The 23,344-nt window shown below is 39.1% G+C and carries 20 protein-coding genes and 3 pseudogenes; 4 read left to right on the top strand and 19 right to left on the bottom strand.

From position 1 onward, the window contains the following. Positions 1–31: 31 nt before the first annotated feature. Positions 32–430: pseudogene (locus DXC04_RS04320) on the bottom strand (response regulator); the annotation flags it as partial. Positions 431–665: 235 nt separating this feature from the next. Here DXC04_RS04320 and DXC04_RS04315 point away from each other — a divergent pair. From DXC04_RS04315 to DXC04_RS04305, 3 genes are all read left to right on the top strand, one after another. Further along, complete coding sequence (locus DXC04_RS04315) at positions 666–1,196, top strand: RNA polymerase sigma factor (protein WP_118660085.1); 531 nt, start codon at positions 666–668, stop codon at positions 1,194–1,196. Further along, complete coding sequence (locus DXC04_RS04310; RefSeq protein ID WP_118660083.1) at positions 1,183–2,466, top strand: anti-sigma factor C-terminal domain-containing protein; 1,284 nt, start codon at positions 1,183–1,185, stop codon at positions 2,464–2,466. Before DXC04_RS04315 ends, DXC04_RS04310 begins: the two co-directional genes overlap by 14 nt. 181 nt (positions 2,467–2,647) lie before the next feature. Then, entirely contained in the window at positions 2,648–3,742 is a 1,095-nt protein-coding gene (locus DXC04_RS04305; RefSeq protein ID WP_118660189.1) for a glycerol dehydrogenase, read from the top strand. 86 nt (positions 3,743–3,828) lie between these two features. On the opposite strand, the gene DXC04_RS04300 is transcribed toward DXC04_RS04305, so the two are convergent. The 16 genes and pseudogenes from DXC04_RS04300 to DXC04_RS16170 all read right to left on the bottom strand — a co-directional run bounded on the left by DXC04_RS04300 (position 3,829) and on the right by DXC04_RS16170 (position 19,209). Continuing rightward, on the bottom strand, positions 3,829–4,320 hold the full coding sequence (locus tag DXC04_RS04300; protein WP_118660081.1) for a DUF2798 domain-containing protein: 492 nt from the start codon (positions 4,318–4,320) through the stop codon (positions 3,829–3,831). A gap of 290 nt (positions 4,321–4,610) precedes the next feature. Beyond that, positions 4,611–6,737: a CocE/NonD family hydrolase gene (locus DXC04_RS04295; protein WP_021859518.1), complete on the bottom strand. Its 2,127-nt coding sequence runs from the start codon at positions 6,735–6,737 to the stop codon at positions 4,611–4,613. Between the two features lie 22 nt (positions 6,738–6,759). Next, a pseudogene (locus DXC04_RS04290) lies at positions 6,760–6,948 on the bottom strand (winged helix-turn-helix transcriptional regulator); the annotation flags it as partial. A gap of 336 nt (positions 6,949–7,284) precedes the next feature. Then, positions 7,285–8,403 carry a sulfate/molybdate ABC transporter ATP-binding protein gene (locus DXC04_RS04285; RefSeq protein ID WP_118288091.1) on the bottom strand — a complete coding sequence of 373 codons (1,119 nt, stop codon included), beginning with the start codon at positions 8,401–8,403 and terminating at the stop codon, positions 7,285–7,287. Then, complete coding sequence (gene moaC / locus DXC04_RS04280) at positions 8,400–8,876, bottom strand: cyclic pyranopterin monophosphate synthase MoaC (RefSeq protein ID WP_117537598.1); 477 nt, start codon at positions 8,874–8,876, stop codon at positions 8,400–8,402. Before moaC ends, DXC04_RS04285 begins: the two co-directional genes overlap by 4 nt. Positions 8,877–8,878: 2 nt before the next feature. After that, positions 8,879–9,115, bottom strand: a complete 237-nt coding sequence (locus DXC04_RS04275; protein ID WP_118660077.1) for a hypothetical protein — start codon at positions 9,113–9,115, stop codon at positions 8,879–8,881. A gap of 41 nt (positions 9,116–9,156) precedes the next feature. After that, a complete protein-coding gene (locus DXC04_RS04270) occupies positions 9,157–9,720 on the bottom strand; it encodes an HD domain-containing protein (protein WP_021859522.1) in 564 nt (187 codons plus the stop codon). A 535-nt stretch (positions 9,721–10,255) separates the two neighbouring features. Next, positions 10,256–10,456, bottom strand: coding sequence for a hypothetical protein (locus tag DXC04_RS16270; RefSeq protein ID WP_442873196.1), 201 nt, complete (start codon positions 10,454–10,456; stop codon positions 10,256–10,258). A gap of 30 nt (positions 10,457–10,486) precedes the next feature. After that, on the bottom strand, positions 10,487–12,094 hold the full coding sequence (locus DXC04_RS04265; RefSeq protein WP_118660075.1) for a hypothetical protein: 1,608 nt from the start codon (positions 12,092–12,094) through the stop codon (positions 10,487–10,489). 73 nt (positions 12,095–12,167) lie between these two features. Next, on the bottom strand, positions 12,168–12,695 hold the full coding sequence (locus tag DXC04_RS04260) for a fibronectin type III domain-containing protein (RefSeq protein ID WP_158580438.1): 528 nt from the start codon (positions 12,693–12,695) through the stop codon (positions 12,168–12,170). 366 nt (positions 12,696–13,061) lie between these two features. After that, the gene (locus DXC04_RS04255; RefSeq protein ID WP_118660071.1) at positions 13,062–13,502 is read right to left on the bottom strand and encodes a helix-turn-helix domain-containing protein; all 441 of its coding nucleotides are present in this window, start codon (positions 13,500–13,502) and stop codon (positions 13,062–13,064) included. A gap of 322 nt (positions 13,503–13,824) precedes the next feature. After that, complete coding sequence (locus DXC04_RS04250; protein ID WP_118660069.1) at positions 13,825–16,269, bottom strand: ABC transporter permease; 2,445 nt, start codon at positions 16,267–16,269, stop codon at positions 13,825–13,827. After that, positions 16,266–16,940: an ABC transporter ATP-binding protein gene (locus DXC04_RS04245; protein WP_006426335.1), complete on the bottom strand. Its 675-nt coding sequence runs from the start codon at positions 16,938–16,940 to the stop codon at positions 16,266–16,268. The genes DXC04_RS04250 and DXC04_RS04245 overlap by 4 nt, the downstream gene beginning before the upstream one ends. Positions 16,941–17,118: 178 nt before the next feature. Then, on the bottom strand, positions 17,119–18,384 hold the full coding sequence (locus tag DXC04_RS04240) for a sensor histidine kinase (RefSeq protein ID WP_118288097.1): 1,266 nt from the start codon (positions 18,382–18,384) through the stop codon (positions 17,119–17,121). After that, positions 18,360–19,049 (bottom strand): response regulator transcription factor, encoded by a 690-nt coding sequence (locus tag DXC04_RS04235; protein ID WP_118288098.1) that lies wholly within the window; start codon positions 19,047–19,049, stop codon positions 18,360–18,362. Before DXC04_RS04235 ends, DXC04_RS04240 begins: the two co-directional genes overlap by 25 nt. A 40-nt stretch (positions 19,050–19,089) precedes the next feature. Beyond that, entirely contained in the window at positions 19,090–19,209 is a 120-nt protein-coding gene (locus DXC04_RS16170; protein ID WP_334295017.1) for a DUF6783 domain-containing protein, read from the bottom strand. On the opposite strand from DXC04_RS16170, the pseudogene DXC04_RS16165 reads away from it, so the two are divergent. Continuing rightward, positions 19,168–19,311: pseudogene (locus DXC04_RS16165) on the top strand (DUF6783 domain-containing protein); the annotation flags it as partial. The gene DXC04_RS16170 and the pseudogene DXC04_RS16165 sit on opposite strands and share 42 nt — an antisense overlap. Positions 19,312–20,031: 720 nt before the next feature. Here DXC04_RS16165 and DXC04_RS04220 read toward each other — a convergent pair. After that, the gene (locus tag DXC04_RS04220; protein ID WP_158580436.1) at positions 20,032–21,774 is read right to left on the bottom strand and encodes an AIPR family protein; all 1,743 of its coding nucleotides are present in this window, start codon (positions 21,772–21,774) and stop codon (positions 20,032–20,034) included. 141 nt (positions 21,775–21,915) lie between these two features. Then, positions 21,916–23,298, bottom strand: a complete 1,383-nt coding sequence (dcm, locus tag DXC04_RS04215; protein ID WP_118619268.1) for a DNA (cytosine-5-)-methyltransferase — start codon at positions 23,296–23,298, stop codon at positions 21,916–21,918. Positions 23,299–23,344: the final 46 nt, after the last annotated feature.

The following is a 23,344-nucleotide window of genomic DNA, read 5'->3' as shown; positions in this document are numbered from 1 at the left end:
ATATTTCTTTTTCCTATATCCGAACATCACTCTACTTTTTATTATCACAACATTTTTGAATGGTTAATATAACTTTTTTCATATCCAATGGCTTTGCGAGATGTGCGTTCATTCCCGCTTCCATACTTCTTCTCGCATCTTCCGCAAATGCGTTTGCTGTCATCGCAATGATCGGAATCGTCTTAGCATCTTCCCGGTCTAACACACGAATCACACGAGTTGCAGACAGTCCGTCCATTACCGGCATCATAATATCCATTAGGATTGCATCAAATGTTCCTTCCGGTTTTTCTATGAATAAATCTACCGCCTGTTGTCCATCTCTGACAATTGTAACGTCTGCTCCTGCTTCTTTCAATTGTAATTCTGCAATTTCCGCATTTAATTCATTATCTTCAGCGAGTAGCAATGACAACCCATCAATCGTTCCATCAATCGGAAGTTCTTTGAATTTTTTCACCTCAGATTCCGCCTGGTCCAGCACCATACCGCATGCCATTCTGACACTTTTTATCCATATTTTAGACCAAAATTCAGTCTTATTATACCATAAAGTGATACCCAAAAAAATTATTAAACAAAATCGTTACCTCTTTAAAGCAAAATTGTTATATAGTTAAGAAAGCTACGGATATTTCAAGTATGAAAGTGAGGGGGGTGAGGATCTGAACAAGTATTTACTGGAACAACTGTATAAACGCTACTACAGAGAACTGTATCTTTACATCTATTCACTCAGTTCAAACTGCACTGTAACTGACGATATTTTACAGGATACATTTTTAAAAGCCTGGCTTTCGCTGAAGGATTCTCACACCAATATGCGTGCCTGGCTTTATATGGTAGCGAGAAATCTTTACTACAATTATTATAAGAAAGCAAAAACTCTTGCATCACTGGAGGCAATCCATACAGAAGATGCAGCTCCTGTTTCGGAATATTTTATCAAGAAGGATGTTCTGGAAGAAATTTTACAAAAAGAAGGGACAAAACAGCTTTGGGAAGCGATCCACCATTTAAAAGGACAGCAGAAAGAAGTCATTCTTTTACAATATTTTGGAGATTTTTCCCAGAGAGAAATTGCCGCCATGCTACGGCTCACTACCGGCAGCGTGAAAATGCTTGCCTATCGTGCGAAAAAAGAGCTCAAAAAATATCTTATATCATATAGGAGGGAACAAGATGACTTATCGTGAATTAATTGAATTATATAAAGCCGGCGAACTTGAGCCGGAACAGCAAAAAAAAATAGAACAGGACATTGAGCGTCAGGAAGCTATTGGTGATTATCTTTATGAAAAAGAGGAAATTCCGGAATTAGGCGATGTATTTATGGAAAAAGACGATACCGATTTTATCAAAGTCGTCAACCGCTCTATCCGAAGTGCTTTCCGCAAACTTGGACTCGCTGTGCTTGCAGTTACACTTGTACTGGTGTTATTTATACAATTTTGCCTGCCGTCAGTCGTTTCCAGATTTTATTATAATCCTGCCAAAGAAGCCAAGGCCGGTCAATCCACCCAGACACAGCTCAGCCGGGATATGGCAGCTTACACAGAACTGTTTCTTCCAGGTAAGCGCAGAGTTTCTGCCACTGTGGAATCAAAAGGATATGGCGATTATAATTTTACAATTCCACAGACTTTCAGCATGACCGGAACGATGACAGATGTCTCCGGTTATATTACACGCGGAAAAATCCATTACTATGACAGCAATGTTTTAAAAACGCCAGTCGGCAATTCATTTTTCTGGAATCAGGCAGGTGCAAAGTCAAAAACCTCTTCTGCTTCTGAAAATGTTGCATACATGGAAAAAGTTGTAGATTTGAAAGAAGGCGAATCTATTTCCACAAGCGCCGGTGGAAACAAAGAAGATTCAAAAGCTTACATCAAAGATCTGGATTCACGTAAAATGTACTTAGCTTATGTATCTCTGGAAAATATTATGGATTATCCTTCTTTTGCAAAATATATTCAAAAGCAGAAGATCAACGAAGTATGGTGCGGTGTGCAGATAAATGCATTTGATTCTTTAGATGGTGATCCATCCTATTCACTCCATACCTCAAATATCGGTTTCGTATGCAATCCTTCTTCTTTCGGTCCGATTGCATGGAATGATAAGAAATATCCTAATTTATTTCCGGGATGTAAGGTCAATAAAGATGGCTGGATTGATGAAGCAGATAGTGCAATTAAAAATCTATACAAAGGAAAATATGCGAAGCAGCATTTTCTGAGCCTTTTAAATTACCTTACCGATCAGGAAAAATTTGTACAGATGATGTCCGAATCCGGTAATACCGGAACTTTTAATGCCGGAATACTTGCACAGGCGAAATCCTATGTGAAGAAACACGGACTTCACATCTATGGATACGCAACCGTTACGGATAAAGAAACTCTGGAGGAACTGATTAATCAGAAAGAAGTCTATTCAATCTATACAGAAGAGATGCAGTAAAACTAAATTTGGGACGGGGATTTTCTAGAAAATCCCCGTCCCAAATTTAACACTTTATCACATTAAACTCATCGTTATTTTTTTGATTAATATGTTAAAAAATTATCACACTTTTTTGAAATTGTGCTATACTATAGACGGTGACAAAAAGATATATAATTTCAGGAGGTAACTGATCATGATGGAGAGACTTAGAGCAATGCGTGAACCACTCAAATATGTACAGGGCAGAGATGCACTTTTGAAATTTCAGGAAGAAATGGGCTATATGGGAAAAAGATGGTTATTTGTCTGTTCCCGAAGCGGATATAAAGCCTGCCACGATAAAATCGAGCAGAGTTTTGGAGATTTAGACGACTACAGACGTTATGAAATTTTCGGCGGCATTTCCAGCAAAAGTGAAATAGCCAAAATGCAAGACATTGTAAAAGAAGACAAAATAGACACTGTTGTTGCTGTCGGAGGTGGAAGTGCAGTCGATACAGCAAAAGCAACTGCATACTATTCAGGAAAACATATCGTTATTGTTCCTACAGTTGCTGCAACTGATGCACCATGTACCGGACTTTCCGTTATTTACAACGACGATCATAGTTTTGATAAATATTTATTCTATCCTACTAACCCGGATGCAGTCATGGTTGATACGACGGTCATCGCCAATGCGCCGGTAAAATTCCTCATTGCAGGAATGGGCGATGCACTCGGAACTTATTTTGAAGGTCGTGCTTCTATCCGTACTGAATCTGCCAGTCTGGAAGGTACTGGAATCACAAGAGCCGGTCAAGCACTTGCAAGATTGTGTTATGACACACTTCGTGAATATGGTAAACAGGCTGTAGAAGCATGCAAAGTACATGCTGTTACTCCTGCTTTGGAGAATATTGTAGAGGCAAATGTATATCTTTCCGGTGTTGGTGCTGATAATGTAAACTGTGCCGCTGCACACTCTTTCTACAATGGTGTAACTTCTCTTGGAATCGCACATGCCGACCACGGCTGCTGCGTTGCACTCGGAACATTGGTTCAGCTTATTCTGGAAGGTGTTCCAAAAGAAGAATTTGAAGAAGTACAGAATTTCTGTATGGAAGTCGGTCTTCCTGTCACACTTGAAGAAATTGGAGTTACTACTGCAGAACAGGTTGAAACAATCGCCAAAAATGCCTGTGTACCAGGTGAGACCATCCACAATCTTGCCGGCGACGTACAGCCGGTTGAACTGTATGATGCTATCCTTCAGGCAGATGCAATGGGTAAGCTCGCACTTGGCAAATAATATAATCATACATTAACAAACGAGGCTGGCGCTTTAATGATTACTAGCGCGCCAGCCCCGTTGTATTTCTTAATTATAACATTTCTCTATGATTCCGCACTTACTGCATCTGATGTATTTTCCTTTTCCGGAAATAATTTTCCAAAAATAAAACGAATACACGGTCCACAGTAAAAAATCTGCCAGAATAATGCAACCGGGAAATTAAAAAATGTTGTTTCAAACCATGTTGCAAGCACATTTGCTCCTGCATTTTTGAAAAGTACTGTCGCGATCAGACTCATAACCGGACACATAATGCATACGATCATTGCAGAAATTGCAAGCACGATTACAATCTGTCTGTCCTTCGGTGTCACAATACGGAACGCAAGTGCATGTGCCATCTTATCTACTACAAAGAACTCCAGTAAAAATGCAACCGGCCACATGATTTTCATTTCTCCAAAAGCCATCAGGAAAATTTCATTGCTCATTCCACCCATGTTCAGTGCGATATTGTAACAGACCATGACGTAGACCATCAAAAATGACATCATCAGTGTAAAAAAAATGTTTTGAAATAAAGTTTTTGGCATTGTTTGTTCTCCTTTTCTCTCATAAATTCTTAAAATGGGTACAAAAAAGACACTTGTGTTGTTCGTTAATCAAGCATACACTTGTGTCGTTTCCAATTAATACCAAAATCTTTATTTATTTTTCATACGGTTAACTATTCTAACAAATTCCCGTCGAAAATGCAACTCTCAACTCCAAAATATTCTTTGATTTTTACCAGGAAAGCATTATCTTACTTTCCTGGCATCTCTTTCATTTGCATCTCATCTTATAACACATCACCATAACATATCTAAGACAATCGCTTCTGCTATTTCAGAGTTAATGTTCTGTCCTCTGCTGCTTTTGTCACAGGTACTTCCGCTTTCACAGATGCATTATCGATTGCAACACTGTAAGTCTTATGGATCAGGCAGTTTACCGGATCTTCTGTTGCAATTACAATCGCAAGGCTATGTCCCGGCTGCACCGTATATCTGGTCGCATTCAGATAAATGTTATAATCGTGATATTCACCCTTTTTAAGTTCAATACTGTTCTGCGCTGTTTCCGGTTCGTATCCTGCTTCTGGGTTACACAGGTCTGCAAATGCTCTTGTGATCACACGGTATTTTTTATGTACTGTCTTAAATTCAGCTTCATCAAATGCCGGAAGATCTCCGCCATTTACAATGCCGCCTTCTTTTACGACCTCTACCGGAACAATATTTCTCTCCGGATCAACTGTCTGAATGCTGTCAAATTCCTCATCACACACATCGCAGAGAAGAACTGCAACTTCCACATCATCCATCTTACCGGAAATTTTTGAGTTTCCAAGCTTCATCGTAAGTGTATCTGCATCATTTCTGTTCTCCGGATGGAAATCGCATTCCGCATCTCCGTCTTTTAACGCAGCTCTCATCTTCAGGCACACAGTACCCTGCACTGTAACAGCTTTCTCAAATGGTGCTGTCACATAACGTTTGCCCATGTTGGTAGATGTAATACCCATCACGTCATCAAAGTTTTCTGCACTGATTCCGGCTTTCTCCCAGTCTGTATCGATCACTGCCTCTCCCGATTCAGCGCTGTTAAGCTTCATGCTATCACTTACGAGCCATGACTTTTCTGTTTCCCACTTCTTCTGATCATAGTTCGTCTGTGCCAGAACTTCCGGCATCTCTTCTGCATCATTTTCCACATCAAACAGATAATGAGAAATCCATTTATTTACAACGTCATCATAGAATTGACCATTGAGCAAAATACCGTAATTTTTATTCGGCATAGTCGGTGTGATATGTGGTCCCTGATGCACGATTGTCTTCACCGTCTGTCCTGCCTGTTTGAAAGAACGGTACATCATCTCAAACTGTTTCGTTGAAACATTCTCATCATTCAATCCCTGTACGATCAGAGCGCTGCATTTGATCTTATCTGCATTTAAGCGATAATTTCCGCTTCCCCAGAACTCCGGATCATAGTCAAATCCACATTTTAACTGCTGCAAACTTAATTCGTGATGAAATGCGGCGATATCATCCAGCTGCTTCTCGGATAATGTCTCGTCATTATAGCGGCTGGAGCAGTAGTAAGCCAGAAAACTATTTAACATCTCTTTTGGCCAGTAACGCTGTGCACCCTGCATATTCTGCTGTGTGTACCAGTCTGCGATTCCTGCAACCGGAACGATTGTCTTAAGACCTTCCACACCGGTTGTTGCCACTGCAAATGGCATTGTTCCTGCATAAGATCTTCCAGTCATGGCAACTTTTCCATTGCACCAGTCTGCCTTTGTCTCGGTTGTTCCTGTGCGGTCTGCGTAAGCAGTGCGGTCTCCGTGCAGCCATTCTACCACACATTTGAAAGCATCTCTTTCAAAATCTGAACCGACAAAATTAAATCCATCTGAGCCGAGTGCACCAAATCCTGCGCTGACAATCACTGCAAATCCACGCACAAGATAATAGTTGAAATTCTCTAAATTCTCGTAAACCATACTGTTGTTGTTCCCTTTATCCGGGTAATACCAGTCAGACGGATCTGCTTTAAGTGCCAGTTCCATTGCACTGACAGAACCCGTCGGTACACGCGGATCTGCCTTGTGATTCAACTCTTCCATATCAAATTTGCGGTATTCCTTCTCCGCTACATCTTTCATATGCTGATATCCGTCTTCCTGCACACCGGCACAATACGGACGCGCCTCGAATAAAGCAGGTGCTTTATAATTTCCCTCTACAGCACTTCGCGGAACTTGGATCAATGCTTTGACAAGATCTCTTTTTCCGTCTCCGTCCATATCATAATCGGATTCAACATAAACACAATATCTCACAGTATCAGATGTCTTCGCATCGTATTTTTCTCCGCTTTTCCCATCGGTAAATGGAAATACTGGCTGAGCCATTCCATTTTCAAATACCGGTACTTTACTGTAACACTTTTCTTCCATTGTAAAACCTCCAAATGACAAATCATATCTTTTTATGATTTTCGTATTTTTTCTCCAGACTGCTCTTATAGTCTTCGCCCCAGTCTTTCATGGCATCCAGGATCGGCTGCAGGCTCCACCCAAGTTTCGTCAGGGAATACTCAACTTTCTGCGACACACTTCCAATTGATTTCTTCAATTCACCGAACCGTTTCGTCCCGGTCAGCAAATCGCTCTGTGCTTTGCACTCACGTAATCCTTCTCCGAATATTCATAACCCTTGAAGTTTTCGCTACATGCTTATGATAACACATTCGATTCTTTTATCCAATATTCCCATCTGTTTTTCCATCACCTTCTTAAATTTTTTGTATTTCAGAGACTCCGATTTTCCTTATAAACACGCAATCATTTCCTCCAGGGCACTACACCACTTAATTGTGTGTACTTGTCGGAGAGTGCCTTCCCCAATAAAATAAAACCAGATTCAAGCCAAACACACATGCGTCCCGGCGCATAATCCTGATACAACGCAAATCAACAGAAAGTACTTACAACACTCTGATATTTATTTTAATAATAATATCTTCTCCTCCGGGAGATAAAGCCATGCCGGGAGACCTCGCTCTTCCAGCATTTTCCACTGGTCGCGCTGCACAAACCAACACACATTTTCGCTTGCTTCTGTTTCTACATTTTCTTCCCGGCATTTCTCGGATATCCGCAGAAAAAATCTGTGCTCAAATGGAAGTTTTGCTACACTTTCAATTTTCACCGGGATCCGGTTGTTATTCAAATTTTCATTCGCTTTCTCCTGATTCCGCTTTCCTTCATCTGAAATCTCATCCCACACCGGCACAAAGTCATGTGCGCGGATTCCTATGTACTGGATTTCTTCCGATATCTCCTGCTTCAGTGCAAGACAGATTTCCCATGCCGGCACCTGTAAATGATGGGCATCTTCACGGATTACTTTCGTGATATTTTTACACCCGGTCAATCTCGCTGCTTCTTTCCACTCCGGGTATGCAAAAATCTCTTCTGTCTTTCCGGCGCATACCACTTTTCCCTTGTCTATAATGACAAGTTCTTCACTGAAACGATAAATCTCATCCCTGCTGTGAGACACTAAAATAACCGTACCCGGATAATCTTCCAGCATTTCCATCAGTTCCTGCTGCAATTTATCTTTCAGAAATTCATCCAGCGCTGAAAATGGCTCATCCAGCAAAATCGCATCCGGTTCATATGCCATAATTCTTGCCAGCGCCACTCGCTGCTGCTGCCCGCCGGACAGTTCCCCCGGAAGTCTGTTTCCCAATCCGGTCAGCTGGAATTTCTCAATCATCTGATCCGCAATTTTTTCCTGCTCTTCCTGGCTGCATCGAAGTCCTGCCATAATATTTTTCCGCACAGACATCGTCGGAAACAGCGCATAATTCTGAAAAAGATAACCAATCTTTCTCTTCTGCGGTTTGATGTTAATCTTCTGAGTGTTGTCATACAAAATCCGCTCTTCCAGTACGATCTGCCCCTGATCCGGTGTCTCTATCCCTGCAATACACTTTAATGTCATACTTTTCCCACAGCCACTTGCGCCGAGGATGCCGATTCTTTTGCTATTACTTTTCACATGCATATCCAGATGAAATCTGCCCAATGTTTTCTGTATGTTTATCTCAATCATTGTCTCTCCCACACTCCACTTTTGCCGCCGGATTTGCGTAGCAAATGTACTTCATTTATTTCCATTCCCTTATCCACTGCCTTACACATATCATAAATCGTAAGCAAAGCGACATTTACCCCGGTCAGTGCTTCCATTTCCACACCGGTCTTCCCGGTTGTCTTCGCTGTGCACCTTGTCTCAATTTCAAAAGTATTGTCATTGAAGATAAATTCCACTTCCAGTTTACTTAAGTTTAATATGTGACACAGCGGGATCAGCTCGGAAGTCTTCTTAGCGCCCATGATTCCGGCAATACGCGCGACACCAAGCACATCTCCCTTTTTCATATCATCATTTTTTACTTTCAGGTAACACTCTTCCGACATCCGTATCCGTCCGGACGCTGTTGCCTCCCTTACTGTATCTTTCTTCTCGCTAACATCCACCATAACGGCTTCACCCTGCTTGTTAAAATGTGTAAAATCACTCATCGTTACTCTTCCTTATCTTTCTTTAACATATCTGCAATGTTTCCGCTCACTTCTCCGATATCTTTTGGCACTCTCGTCAGCAGAAAAATGACCGGTGTCAGGAAAAATGTTCCTCCCAGTGACACCGCCAGAAACAGATTGGCATAATCGCTTCCTATCATAAATAATATTATTGTGATGATATATAGCACCGGTATTGCCAGTGCTGCAATAAGTGCAATCACTCGTTTTGCGTTCATAGTATATCTCCTTTATAATTCATCCTGTTTATTTTCTATACTCATGATATTCCTTTGTCTCTCTGTAGATTTTCATAATACTTCCTGAAAATCTGCAAATACTCTGCCTCCGCCACATCAAACGAACACACCGTATAATCCAGCTCAATGCGAAGCTCCGGCTTCTCCTCCTGCTGTTTTTCTTTCAGCAGCACTTCCAGATCATATAAGACCAGAGCATGATCAATTTCATCTAACTGCTCCTGTTCTTCTTCCGTCAATGCCGAGCCAAGAAATTTCTCATAAATCATGCGAAGCAGACGTTCTTCGCGCTCCTCGTACTCCGGGAGCTGCTTCTTAAAAGGTGTCGGGACATCCGACATATAACATTCGCTGGCGTCATGAAGCAGGCACGCAAGCACCATGCGGTCCGGCAAACCTCTGGCTGCCGCTTCCTTCGCACAACAGATGCAATGTTCTGCCACCGACCAGAATGTATGCACATGTCCATTTCCCCGGCAAATCATCGAGAGCGCATGCGCAATGTCTTCCACCCGGATTAGCTCCGGTTCCGGTTCTGTCGGTTTAAAATGTATTCCTGTATAAGTCGTTATATATTCACTCATATGACTGTTCCTTCGTTTTATACTTTATTTTATAGTTTAAGTTCTATCTCCAGTTAAACAAGTCCAGTATAACACAATCACTAGCAATAAAAAAAGATGCCAGAACCATCTGACACCTCTTCCTGTCATTTATTTTTCATTATATAATACCAACAATAATGCACTCGCAATTGTTATAACCGCGCCACCCCCGCTTCGCTTGGTCGCGCCTTTCTCTACCAGTACTACCTTTTTTCCCTTGACTACCTTCCGTTTTCATCTTTTATTTGCATTTTGCAAAATGCATAATATATCATGTTAAATAGACTATGTTACTTCACGCATTAATGTCAAGCAGTGGTACCCCCATGCATAACCTCATATGAGATTTCTGTTCGTCAGACCAGAGATTTGTCCATGAGTTAGTCGACTATATCCTTCCCACTACCGGGTGGATTCGGGACTTTAACCCGTTAGAAACGTGCGCCGCTAGGCGCACATATGCAAAAAAGGATTTCCAGAAACCTCCTGGAAATCCTTTTCGCATCTCATTCTTTTACTTTGTAATCTTTACTTTTTTTACAGTACTCCATCCAGAGTAGTATGTCTTTTTCGCAACTTTCTTACAAGTGCAGATACGTACATAGTATGTCTTTTTTTTGCTCAGCTTACTGATCGTACAGCTTGTTGTACTATTTTTACTGATTGTCTTTATCTTATTTCCTTTGGCAAATTTACTGCTTGTAGAATACTGGATTTGGTAACCATTTCCGGATGTATTCTTTTTTCATTTTACCAGCATCTTTTTGCCTTTTACATTTTTCACGCTGGAAAGAGTTGTCTTCTTAACTGAAACTTTGTTTGTGATCTTAACCTTTTTTGTCACAGTTTTGAAAGCTTTTCCATTGCGGTAAATCGTTCCGGTGATTGTCAATGTTCCCGCTTTCTTTGGAGTCAGAATACGGTTTGGTACACCTCCGCCGGCACCAATACCAATATTGGCAAAATCTGATTTCAAAGCCTTTTCATTGTCATCAATGTTAAGTGTTTTACCGTTTTGTGAAAGCTTGATCTTATAGAATGTATGAGATCCATTCTTATAGTTCCAGCCCCAGTCTGCACCACCCAAGTTAAGCCAATAAGTTTCTCCTACCTTTAATGGTTCTGTTGCTTTCTTAAATGTCTTCATATCATTGATAGAAACAGCTAATTTGCAGTTTCTAACATTCACAGCTTGCTCGTATGAATATTCCACAGATTCTCCGTCAAAACATGGAGAGATATCTACTGTACCTTCGCCAAGAGAAGATGGTGCTTTTACCGTACAAGTAGATCCACCCTCCGCAATACCATATTTTCTCGAATCCCACATATATGTAACTTTCTTACTGTCGTATCCTTTAATATTGGCTTTCAGCGTCATACTTTCTTTCGGAAGCATGTTAATCCACCCGTACGGCGAATCACATCCTTCTACCGACAGTTCAAAACAAGTACATGGCACTGTTTGCTTGAACAATGTAACTCCTGTTTCCGGAGATGTAACCTCATAAGTAATTTGGGTAGAACCTGTTTTTTCTGTTGAAAGTATGTCATCCTCTGTGCTTACAATCTTTGGCGAAGCACTTTTAAGATCCAGTGCAAAAATATCTCCCAATACACCATCACTTGTGAATTGTACCGGCATCTTATCTTCATCTGCTTTGATCGTGATCCAGTAGCTGAACTTTGCTGTACAATTCTTCGGAATGAACACCTTGTTAGTTTCTGTTGTGAGGCTATTTGTCACTTCTCCATCTTCATTTTCCAAACCAACATCAAATGTAAATTGTACTGCATCATCTGAGAGTTTCTTATAGGATACGATTGCACCGTCATCATTAAACTCTAATACTGTATAATATGGTTTGAGATCTGGCTCTTCAGGATCAACCCAGACACCATAGTCTTCGTTTCCGTCTTCTGATTGTCCAAGCTCAATGCACTGCAATGAGTCTCCACCATATACTCCTTTGATTGTCACTTCCTGCCTAGCACTGTCATAGGAAAAGAAATCATTTTCTCCGATATTTGCCAATTTCGCTTCGTCAAAATCTTCTTCTCCCGCAAAATAATCTTTTACCCGACTGCAAAAATCTAATGCGAGAACCTTTTCCTCGTCATTCCAGAAATATTCTGCAGCAGTGTAGAATGCAGCTGTTTTGTCTGTTGGTTTTTCTGTGAAATAAGCGTCATCACCAAGCCTGCCTGCGATCAGCGACCACTTCTTCAACCGACTCATTTCTTCAGCAGCAGATACTTTCATCTGTGGCAATGCAGCTAATGAAAATAACATCGACATTGCTACAGCAAGCGAAAGTACTACCGCTCCTGCCCTTTTCATCATCTTTCTCATGGCATATCCTCCTCATAAAGTCTAACACTTTAAGTATATAACTCGTGACACGTAAACACAAGAAGATTGTTTTTTATTTTGTCACAACCGTTTTCTTACCACTCCATCCAGAATAATATTTTACTTTGGACACTGTTTTATATGTACGGATCTGAACATAATATTTCTTATTTTTCTTAAGATGTGTGATCTTTTTGGATGTCGTCTTGTAGTTTTTAACTGTCACTACTTTTGATGCAGCCATGGAAGATTTCATGCTGTATCGAATCTGATATCCAGAAGCTTGCGTAGCTACTTTTCCCCATTTTGCTGTAAATCCATTTAATCCTCTTTTGAGTGAGGTCAGCTTTGCTGATTTTGGATTGATCGTGAAGTAAACTATCTTTTTCCCTTTGTATCCATTTTTAAATGTTATTGTATATTTGTATTTACCAACATTTTTACGGCCAGATGACTTCTTTACTGTGTAATATTTGGAAGAAATCTGTTTGCCTTCTGTATTGTATACTTTGATCGTTGGATTTTTCACTTTTCCATCGTAAGTATAAAATGTTTTGGATAGAGATACTGCTTTGATTGTTGATGCCGTACTTGGTGTCACATTTGGTTTTGGGTGTTCATCGGATGAAACCTTTGAATCTTTATAGCTGTATGCTGGCTTATCTTTAGTGGTATCAGTAGGCTGGAGACCTATGATAAGCCATGATCTGTCTTTGAATAACTAATGAACGTAAAACTGCGGCTCTTTCTGATGCAGAAACCAGGAACCATTATTCTTTTTTCAAATCAATACAGTCAGGAAACTCAGATTCAAACGCAGATTGATGACGAACATCAGACGATTTTTGACACCTATAAAAATGGCGATATTGAAAAAGCCGCCCAAATGATGAAAAATCATCTGGACAACTCGCTCTTTCCTGATTCCAATTTTTGCAACATCTCGACAAACAAGAAGTTCGTAACTCTATTCTTCCAACATAATAGTCTCTTCGTGTGTCTGAACATCCTCTGTGGTCGGGTAAGCAGAAAAAAATGCAATATTCATAACTATAAGAATAATACATACAACGATGATTACTGCAAAGACTATTCCTATCGTTTTCCATATTCTTTTACGTTGACGATTTCTGATTGCCATCTGTTCAGCAATATGTGCTAGTTGCTCTGCATAAGCATTCTGTTTTTCTTCTGTTGTTTGCACATCACTATCTACCTTTACTTCAAGCAACTGACTTGTTTGAACCTCTAATACATCTGCTAATTTTACAAATACTTCAGCATCTGGAACCGAATAGTTTTTCTCCCATTTTGAAATAGTCTGTCTTGTCACATGAAGTCTGTTGGCAACTTCTTCCTGTGTATATCCTTTTTTCTGTCGATAAGTTTTTATATTTTCACCAAGCATCTCTAGTTACTCCTTTCGTTTGATAAAACTAGTATACTGATTAGCCATCAATACATCAAGCAACGCAAATTAACATTCATGCAACGCCCAATATTACAAGGATTCATTAAGTCCTCTATAAACTTGAATCTATTAATTCCTTTATTATCTAATCTGTTAGCAATCTATCCAACAGCATCTGCCTGTTGTTTATAAAAATTTCTGTTACCTTTCTGTAAAAGACACTTTCTAATCCAGCAATCCTTCGCTCTAAAGAACTCGGTCAACTGAAAGTTATTTATTTCTCCTCTTCGTTAAGACCTAGTTCATTATATATTACTTGCTATCCCTGATACCTTATTCTTTCAACCAGCGTTTCCTTTTTCAGATTACTGCTTAAAACGCAGGAAAGTACAATCTGCAACAGACCGACCAAAAAAATCATAATAAAAATTGGTACGATTGGAACATGATAGATATTCATTCCAAATATTCCATTATGTTTTGCATAGGAAAAAAGTGCATAGCCGAGCGGCAGACCAATGATTAAAGCTACGCATATGGTACCAACCGTAAACATCATTCCCTGTAACTGCAGACATAAATTTAATTGTTTATTTGTCATACCCACAGCCTGTAATACACCATATTCCTGCTTTTTTGTCGTAATATTCATGATTATGGTGTTTGCCATATTCATAAAACCGATGAGTCCTACAACCGCCATAAACAGATAACAGCCAAGCTTCATCATGCGAGCTGTGAATTCTGCAGATTGTAACTGTGCATGATAGGTATCCATTTTTATATGCGAAGTATTAGAAATCAAAGTATTCAGACTCTGTTCCACAGATGCAACATCTTTTTTATCACAGTCCACCCACAGATAGCCATAGGCTGTTCCCCGCGGATTCATGGAACGGTATACACCTTCCGGAATGACAAGATAAGTGTCCGCACTTACAAAGGATCCTGCAATCTTTCCCTGATAGGTATCGGTTCCACTTCCATTCTCAAAGTCAAATGCAATGGATTCACCCGGAGCATATCCATCTTGTTCCATCCATGCCGACCAACCAAAGAAAATATCACCATTCTTTACCGCCTTATCATAGTCCATAGAGCCAATATCCCCGTCTTGGCGCATAAAATCAAAATCATTTTTACTCACAATATCAGCCGGAAATCTTGTTCCGTTCAGATTTACAGAGACAATCTCTCTCGTCATGACATCTGTCACTCCTGGAATGCTTTTGATTTCTTCAATCATTGAATCATTCAATGGATTATCCGTCAGAATCGTATCCAGATTATTCTCCGGATATCTTTCATCGTACTCAGCAGAATAGTCAAGCTGCAGTTCAAATTGTCCATGATTAACGGAAAGACGTGCTTCATGCTCCGTATCAATATTTCCTACATAATTAGAGATAATCACAAACAATGCGCAGGAAAGCCCCAGTGTGAGGATGGTACCAATGGTTCTTTTTGGATTACCCGTTATATTTGCCATTGCCATAGAAAACACGGTAACATTTTTTCTGCCATTTCGTTTTCCTTTTTTTTGTGTTTCTGCATTTTCTAAATACCGTGTTGCCTCGATAGGTGAAATCCGTGAAACAATTTTCATTGGTTTACGCAGTGCCAAAGCAACGGTAAGAAATGATACGAAAATACAGAGAAGCATAACAGGCAGGGAAAACAGAGGCACCTGCTGATTTTGAACTTCCATAGAGCCAGTTTGGGTTGATACAAGGTTCCCCTGTTCTACCAGCCAGTTAAAACCGCATTTTGCAATCAGAAAACCAAGAAGCAATCCAACTGGTATTGAAAAAAATGTCAAAAAAATGCCCTCTCTGAAGATCAGTTGTTTCATCTGCTTTTTTGTCGCTCCCAGAGCCTTGATTTTTCCATACTCCTGTATCTTGTTGGCAATACCGACCTGAAAAATATTATAAATGACCACAACAGAGAAAAGTACAATTGCAAGAATCAAAACCCCGCATACCGCAATCGTTTCATAACTCGGCTGCAAGACCCATTGCAAATAGAGATCATTGACTATAACGTTTTTTTCTTTGATCCCACAAGCTGCTGCAATCTGCTTTATAACCGAATCAATATTATTCATAGATACATTTGCAGAATCATTTAAAGTAAAATAAATATTATACTGTCTGTCATTCTCTGCGACGTGCTCATCATAAAACTCCTGTGACCCGAAAGCAACATAAGATGCCTCGATGGTATACTCATCCCGATCATATAGGATTCCGCTGACAACAAATTTTTCCGGCTTATATTCTGACTGCATCCCTGCGCGATAATCCAGTGTAACCGTATCTCCGATCTTTACATCACCATACCCCATTGCACGAAAAAATGCTCTTCCTGCGGCAATTTCCTGCATTTTTTCCGGATACTTTCCTTCCTTCAACTCATATTCTTTATTATAAGGAAGCATTTTTCTTGCAGTCTCATCCATGCAGACAAACCCGCCTTTTTCATTGCCTTTTATAATACCTTCGGTGCACATAGTGCCTGTAGCATCTATTTCCGCACGGCGGTTTACTTCTTTTAACTGCGATCCGTCTGCGGAAACAAACAGACCATAATTGCTTCCATATGATCCTGCCGCCTGACTTTTCTGTAAATGAATTACCCCATTTCCCACAGTACTGATGATAACAAGCAGCATCGTGGTCAGACAGATTGCCATCATGATCAGTATACTTCTTGTCCTGTTCCTTTTGTCATTGCTATATGCAATCCTGCTTATTGTCTTCATCTGAAATCCACCACCTGTCCGTCCTCAATCACCAGAATACGGTCAGCGACCTGTGCAATTTCGTCATCATGGGTAATCATTACAATTGTCTGTCCATATTTTTTTGCTGTCATCTTAAGCAGAGCGATTACCTCATCACTGGTCTTAGAATCAAGATTTCCTGTCGGCTCATCTGCAAATATAATTTCCGGACGATTCACCAGTGCTCTTGCAATTGCTACTCTCTGCTGCTGTCCTCCGGATAACTGATTTGGCAGATTATAAATCCGGTTTTCAATCCCCAGAGTTGCAATGATATCATTTACATACGCTTCATCCACTTTTCTTCCATCCAGCCCCAGTGGCAGTACAATATTTTCCCAGACATTAACAGATGAAACCAGATTAAATGCCTGAAAAACAAATCCGATTTTTCTTCTGCGGAAAACAGCAAGGGCATCTTCCTTCATCCTGTATAAATCTTTCCCTGCTAAAGTAACACTGCCTTTTGTCGGGGTGTCTAGCCCTCCAAGCATATGAAGTAATGTACTTTTACCGGAACCTGACTTTCCGACAATTGCGACAAATTCTCCCTGCTCAATCTGAATGTCCACCTGATTGACCGCTTTGACCTGATTCTCACCCGCGCCATAAAACTTACAAAGCTGCTTGGTTTCTAATATCACACTCAATGTGCTACCTCCTTTTCAATTCTGTAAAACGTACCTTTTCAGCACACTTTCTTTGCCTGTTTATATAATTGGTCATTTTTCAACCTACATCCAAATTGTATCAGGATAATCTTTCATTTCACTTTCAAAAAACGAGCAGAAGTCTTACAGAATTGTAAGATTTCTGCCCACTTAAAATTTAACCAACATATGGTAATTGAATCACAAACGTGCTTCCTTTTTTCTTTTTGCCGGAGGTTACCATGATTGTACCTCCGTGTTTTTCGATAATTTCTCTCGATAGAAAAAGTCCGATTCCTGTACCACTCTTTTCCATGACCTTCCTGGAACTTCCTCTGTAAAATCGTTGAAAAATTTTGTGATACTCATTCTGCGGAATACCAATTCCCTGATCCTCAATTTCCATTCTTACAAGATCGTTTCTTTTTTGTAACCGGATAAATATTTTTGAACCACACGGACTGTACTTGACCGCATTATCCAGAACGTTGATCACAGCTTCACCAAGCCACCTTTTATCCTGCATAATCGTGCATGTTTCCAGCTCTTTTGCATAGTCAAAAACGAATTCAATTTCTTTCTCATCCGCTTTTGGATAAGTACAGTTCACAGCAGATATGACAGTATCCATAAGCGGAAGTTTTTTCTTATTAATCTGAATCAGTCCAGTTTCCATCTTGGATATATCAAGAAGCGACTGCAATAATGTCTCCAGTCCATCCAGAGCACTCCGACAACGGATACGAAACTCCTCCTGTTCTGTGGCACTTAAGTCATTCTGCATCAGCACACTAAAACATGTATCCAAAGCTGCAACCGGTGTCTTTAACTGGTGAGAGATATCAGAAACCATTTCTTTCGTGCTCTCTTTTTCTTCCCGTGCTTCTTCCTTTAGCAACTGAATATGATGTCCGATTGCTTCAAGCTGGTCATTCAATTTTTCCAGTTCTGCTGGATTTTCCGTTTTCAGTAAAGCATCAAATTTATTTTCACGGAATCTGATCAGAATTTCTTCCAACTGGTCTAAAATTTTCTGATGACACGCATCTTCTTTTTTCTTCCAATAAAGTAAAAAAGTCAAAAGAAGCACGCATATCACAGTACTTACAGCACCGGTCACCATAACCTGATGCCGGAATTGTGAATAAAATGCATTCCCTTTATTCCCCCAGTATCCATATTGCTCCAATAATCGCCTTCCCTGTTCGTTAGTTTCAATATCCTTATCCTTAAGCAATTCCGAAACAGCATCCAGCCCGGAAAATTCTTCCTTTGCAGCAATCTCTGTCATAAGATTCATTTTATATTTATAATCTTCATAAAACACATACGTGGTAAAGCAATTTAATATTGCAAACAATAATATGACAGGCAAAACCAAGGAGAGCGCTACTGTGATCTTCTTGCAATATCTCTTTATCACTGCCTTACCTCCTGATTCCATATATACCCAAGACCTCTGATATTCTTTATATAGACCGGTGCAGCCGGATTGTCTTCAATTTTCTCACGGAGTCTTCTGATATTAACAGCGATTGTATTTTCATCCACAAAATCCCCTTCCAGATCAAACACATTTTCCAATATTTGTGTTTTTGAAAGAATCTTTTTCGGATTCTGAAGAAAAAAAGTCAGCATTTTCAACTCCGTTTTTGTCAGACTGATTTCACGACTCTTTATCAGGACTTTCATTTCTCCTGCGATAAATACGATATCTCCCGAAATCATCTTTCTAGCTTCCGTTTTCTCCTGTCTGCGACGGAAATATGCTTCTATTTTCAAAAGAAGTACCGAAAGACTAAACGGCTTTGTAATATAATCATCTGCCCCTGCTTCATATCCCATAACCTGATCCATCTCCTGGTCTAGTGCTGTAAGGCAAATAATGTATGTATTATAATTGCATCTCATCCACCTTACAAATTCCAGTCCATTCCCATCCGGAAGATTCACATCACAAATGATAACATCCACATTATTATCACTTGCAATTCTTTTCGCTTTTTTCACTGATTCTGCTGAAAAAACCTCATATCCGGATTTTTTCAGTGAGAATGTAATTCCACGATTTAAATTTTCATCATCTTCAACCACGAGTATCCCTGGCATAGCATATGCACCTCTCTTTGTTAACTATTTCTCCTCTTCGTTAAGACCTAGAGCGTGTCTGAAAAAGGCTTTTCGTGAGCTGCGAGTCCCAGTTTGTGGGAGATTTTATCCGAATAAGGGCGGCGTAGCGGGCTACGGCAACCGAATGAGGGTAAAATATACCGCAAAGTGGGGCTTGCAGATTGCGGAAATGATTTTTCAGACACGCTCTAGTTCATTACCTCTGTCAATTCCGATTTTTCTTCACTTTATTTTACCATAGTGTTTTCTAAAGTGCTATTCCAATATATACAAAAGTGTAAATGAACGATCTTATCGCCCTTTTTCATTCCCCAGGCTAATCTTTCGTAAATGCTTCCTTTTGGCATTTGCTCCATCCGTCTCTTTTCTTCCATGACTTTCTCGTTTTGAATATCCTGCTGTACTGCTGTATCTACAGTTTCTATTCCAAGAACACGCACAACACGATCATACCTATCAGAAACACCTTGTAATATATCTTTTTCGGCATCTGAATCATTGTTCTCACTGTCGGCTGGATAAGCTGAACGCTACCCAGGAAGAATGGAAACTGCGTGCTATGGGAACTACAATAGGTTATCATACCATCGGTTTCTTACGTTTGGACACAACGTTATCTTGCGATAACAAATCTATTGTATATGCGCCAATCTCACGACTTCGTCGTTCGTTCGCGGGCATTCGTAAAATGCCCACTTCCAAGGCGATAAAAAAAGAGACTTGCAAGCAAGCTTGCAGTCTCTTTTTTTATCGCCTTGATTGGCGCTTTATTCATTGCTTTCGCGTATATTACTCGATGATTGTAGCAACACGTCCTGATCCTACAGTACGTCCACCTTCACGATATCAGACTGGTGTATTGCTGTGTGCAAATGGTGATTTTTCGTGTGATTGGTGGGGAAAAATCCGGATTTTCCGTTGTGTCCGTATGGTTTTGGGGGATTTTGTTATCATGGTGTTATCATTGCTCACTAATCGAATATGTATCTACAAAAATTTTTATTTCATCTAAACAGTTCTTCAGATACTCTGTTGTTTCTTTTCTTTCAAAGCATTTACGATCCATAATATCTAACTCACCATCTTTTGATGCAATATATGCCACTATTCCACAGAAGATTCTTTCACATTCAGCATTGTTCTCAAGTACTTCTAAAATGTTTTTACAATAGTTCTCCATTTTACGAGCATTGAATCTTGGCATTTCCTCTGTAGATACCAACATTCTAAATAACATCATCGCATGATATCTAGCCCTTCTATATTTTTTATCAATCTTGTGTGTTCTAAATAAATTTTCAATTTTATACAACGCCAAAGAACTCACATAATATATAATTTCTTTATCTGCTGTTTTGAATATTTTATTTCCAACGCGCTTAGCAACTGTACCATATTGTCCAGATACACCACTTGGCTCATCTAAAAACATTGCTGCAACAGTTTTTATCTGCATTGCAATTGTAACAATTCGATTTTTAGGAATATTACTATCTCTATATTGCCCCGTCCGTCTCTCATACACAAGTGCATCCTCATCCCTATACGTCTTATAATACTCTTCCAATTTTTTCTGAAATGTTGATAATGCTTCCAGTTGATCTTTCTTTATAGCAGTTTGGCTATTTGTCGCTCTTGTGATATCATTTTTCAAATTTTCATCTTTAGTTGCAATAATTCTTATAGGAATAATCAGCTCGTCAATTCCTTCTACACTATCCATATTTTCTATCAACACATTGCTTGTTTGACAACCGTTTACAATCTGATAATCTTCAATAGTAGCTATATCTCCTGAAATAATTATTGAAGAAGTAACAACTGTAATTCCATTATTTAACATACTAAATGCATTAACATTTCCCGTTTTAATAGTCTCCGTTATATTTTTGTTAACATCTGGATTAGGTCCTAAATAATCGCGTATATTATCTTCAAATACAGCTTTAGTAACACCGTTCTCGTCTATAATCAACTTTTTAAATTCTTTAAAAGGTAAAACTCCGCTATATCCTACTTCGTCATCATTAATCGAATACATTGTGATTCTCTTTTCAAATTTGAATGTAGCCTTTAATTTTTCCTTTGTTTTGCGATATAAATCTTGTATTTTTTCAGACCCACAAGGTTCAAAGCTAATATTGGAAAACAAGTTTGTTCCCCGCAAGCTTTCCTTTCCTACACTAATTGTTGCTCGTAAGTTTTCATCATCTGTCCATGTTCCCAGGGTAACATAATATAAAAACAATTCTGGATTTTTCTTTAATTTATCCCCTTTAGAAAATATGTATTCCTTCAATTCAATAAAATGTTGCATTTCCGCTGTGCGAAACATGCTCGTATCATCACTAAAAAACAATTTTGAATATGTCAACAAATTTCCAATTTCAGTATTATCAAAAGAGCTGGAGGTCTTCGCCTGAATCAACACAAACTTGACAGATATTGATTTATTATACTCTATCAATGTATCAATATCCTCAATAGTATTTACAAATTTTTGATTTACAATAATCGCAATTCCATCTATTCCTTGTGTTGCTTTCCCTGTAGTTATTTCTTCTAGGTCAAAATCATTTGAACCATATACATTATTTACAACACAATAATTTACAAAATATTCAAACAGTTCTGAATCATCATCAATATTCAAACTTTGATTGCTCTTAAACGAATCAATCATGCTTTGTGTAATTCTGTCCATATTTTTTCCTCCAATACTGTATTTTTTATGTGACCTCGTATAAATCACACTCCTTCCTTTTGTCTTTGTATAATCTATACTATATGTCACATACATTTGTATTATGCCTGCTTATCCATGCTAAATAAAAATATATAACTTTTACTCTTTCTCAAATATCTGATTTAATGTTTTCTCCATATCTGCCACCAGATTAACCACCAGTGCATTTCCCATCATAAATCTGCGTTTTCTCAATGGCATCTCCACTGTTTCTCCCTTAACCAGACAATACTTTGTATGGTCTGTAGGAAATCCTTGAATTCGTTCTGCTTCTGTTGCGGTAAGCAATCTCACTCTTCCAGTCATTTTATCTTTCACAATATGAGTTGTTCTACTAAATCCACCTTCAGATGTCAGCATTGTACGTGCCGGTTTATCTTCCTGATCAATCATAGAAATAGCACCCTCTGAGAATACATATTCATGACCTGTCGAACTTGTACGTAACAATTTTTTTGCACCTTTCAGGTACTGCCAGGTCTGTCTATCCTCCTTTGGAAGACGCTGTTCAGTTTCATCACTATGTGTAACCGCAGGATCCGTATAATATAATTTTTCTTCTGGAATAAAATACTGTTCTTCTACTGCTCCAGTTTCCATAACATCACCAAGAGTTATCTGCTTTCCATGATAATCCGGAACAGTCTTCATTGTATATATTATTCCGTCTTTCATTATTCCAGAATTTTCAAATGCACATTGAAATGTTTCGGACACTTCACCTACTTCTACCGGCAGTTCCTTAATCTTCATCTTAGCAGATTCTGCTTTATTTACCGGAAATGTTTCTGCAAAAAAGCCTTCTTTTAAGATTACATTTTCCATGCATTCTTTCTTGCCTTCTTCCAATACATCTGCATATCCAATTGTATTTAAAATTCTATCCGCATATTTTGTATTATTTTTATAAGCAAAAATAAATGTTCTACGGCGTCTCTGCTGATACCCATATTCCGCAGCATTTATCACACGCCATTCCACTGTATATCCTTCATCTCGAAAACATGCAAGAATCACACCAAAATCTCTACCTCTTTGTTTTGCAGGAGATTTTAATAATCTATCAACATTTTCTAATAATACGAATGGTGGCTTCTTGGCTTCTAAGGTCTCACGTATTGACCACCATAAAATTCCTTTTTTTCCCTCAAGTCCTTTGGAAGTAGCTAATGAAGATGCTACAGAATAGTCCTGGCACGGGAATCCGCCGACTAACAGGTTAAAATCAGGAAGTGTTGTTTTATCTACATCTTCAATATTATAATTTGTGGTATCTTCACCATTATTATCTAATCGTGTTCCGAATCGGTATACATAACAGTCATGTGCATACTGTGTACTTTTCTCTGCCGGCTCCCACTGGCTAAACCAAACTGTATCCCATTTTTCTTCTTTACCATAATCTTCTGCTGTTCTTATATTATTAAGTCCACATCTAAATCCACCTACTCCGGCAAACAATTCGCAAACTGTTTTCTTCACTTTATATTACCTCTTCTTTTATTATTCGAACGATCGTTCTTTATAT

Source organism: Dorea sp. OM07-5, from assembly GCF_003481355.1.
GTDB lineage: Bacteria > Bacillota > Clostridia > Lachnospirales > Lachnospiraceae > Dorea_D > Dorea_D hominis.
This window is presented reverse-complemented; position numbering and strand designations above follow the sequence as displayed.

Bases quoted from the DNA above. Each gene is read 5' to 3' on its own strand.
- DXC04_RS04310 (WP_118660083.1), top strand. From the start codon at position 1,183: ATGACTTATCGTGAATTAATTGAATTATATAAAGCCGGCGAACTTGAG.
- DXC04_RS04305 (WP_118660189.1), top strand. From the start codon at position 2,648: ATGGAGAGACTTAGAGCAATGCGTGAACCACTCAAATATGTACAGGGC.
- DXC04_RS04300 (WP_118660081.1), bottom strand. From the start codon at position 4,320: ATGCCAAAAACTTTATTTCAAAACATTTTTTTTACACTGATGATGTCA.
- DXC04_RS04295 (WP_021859518.1), bottom strand. From the start codon at position 6,737: ATGGAAGAAAAGTGTTACAGTAAAGTACCGGTATTTGAAAATGGAATG.
- DXC04_RS04285 (WP_118288091.1), bottom strand. From the start codon at position 8,403: ATGATTGAGATAAACATACAGAAAACATTGGGCAGATTTCATCTGGAT.
- moaC (WP_117537598.1), bottom strand. From the start codon at position 8,876: ATGAGTGATTTTACACATTTTAACAAGCAGGGTGAAGCCGTTATGGTG.
- DXC04_RS04275 (WP_118660077.1), bottom strand. From the start codon at position 9,115: ATGAACGCAAAACGAGTGATTGCACTTATTGCAGCACTGGCAATACCG.
- DXC04_RS04270 (WP_021859522.1), bottom strand. From the start codon at position 9,720: ATGAGTGAATATATAACGACTTATACAGGAATACATTTTAAACCGACA.
- DXC04_RS04265 (WP_118660075.1), bottom strand. From the start codon at position 12,094: ATGAGAAAGATGATGAAAAGGGCAGGAGCGGTAGTACTTTCGCTTGCT.
- DXC04_RS04255 (WP_118660071.1), bottom strand. From the start codon at position 13,502: ATGCTTGGTGAAAATATAAAAACTTATCGACAGAAAAAAGGATATACA.
- DXC04_RS04250 (WP_118660069.1), bottom strand. From the start codon at position 16,269: ATGAAGACAATAAGCAGGATTGCATATAGCAATGACAAAAGGAACAGG.
- DXC04_RS04240 (WP_118288097.1), bottom strand. From the start codon at position 18,384: ATGGAATCAGGAGGTAAGGCAGTGATAAAGAGATATTGCAAGAAGATC.
- DXC04_RS04235 (WP_118288098.1), bottom strand. From the start codon at position 19,049: ATGCCAGGGATACTCGTGGTTGAAGATGATGAAAATTTAAATCGTGGA.
- DXC04_RS04220 (WP_158580436.1), bottom strand. From the start codon at position 21,774: ATGGACAGAATTACACAAAGCATGATTGATTCGTTTAAGAGCAATCAA.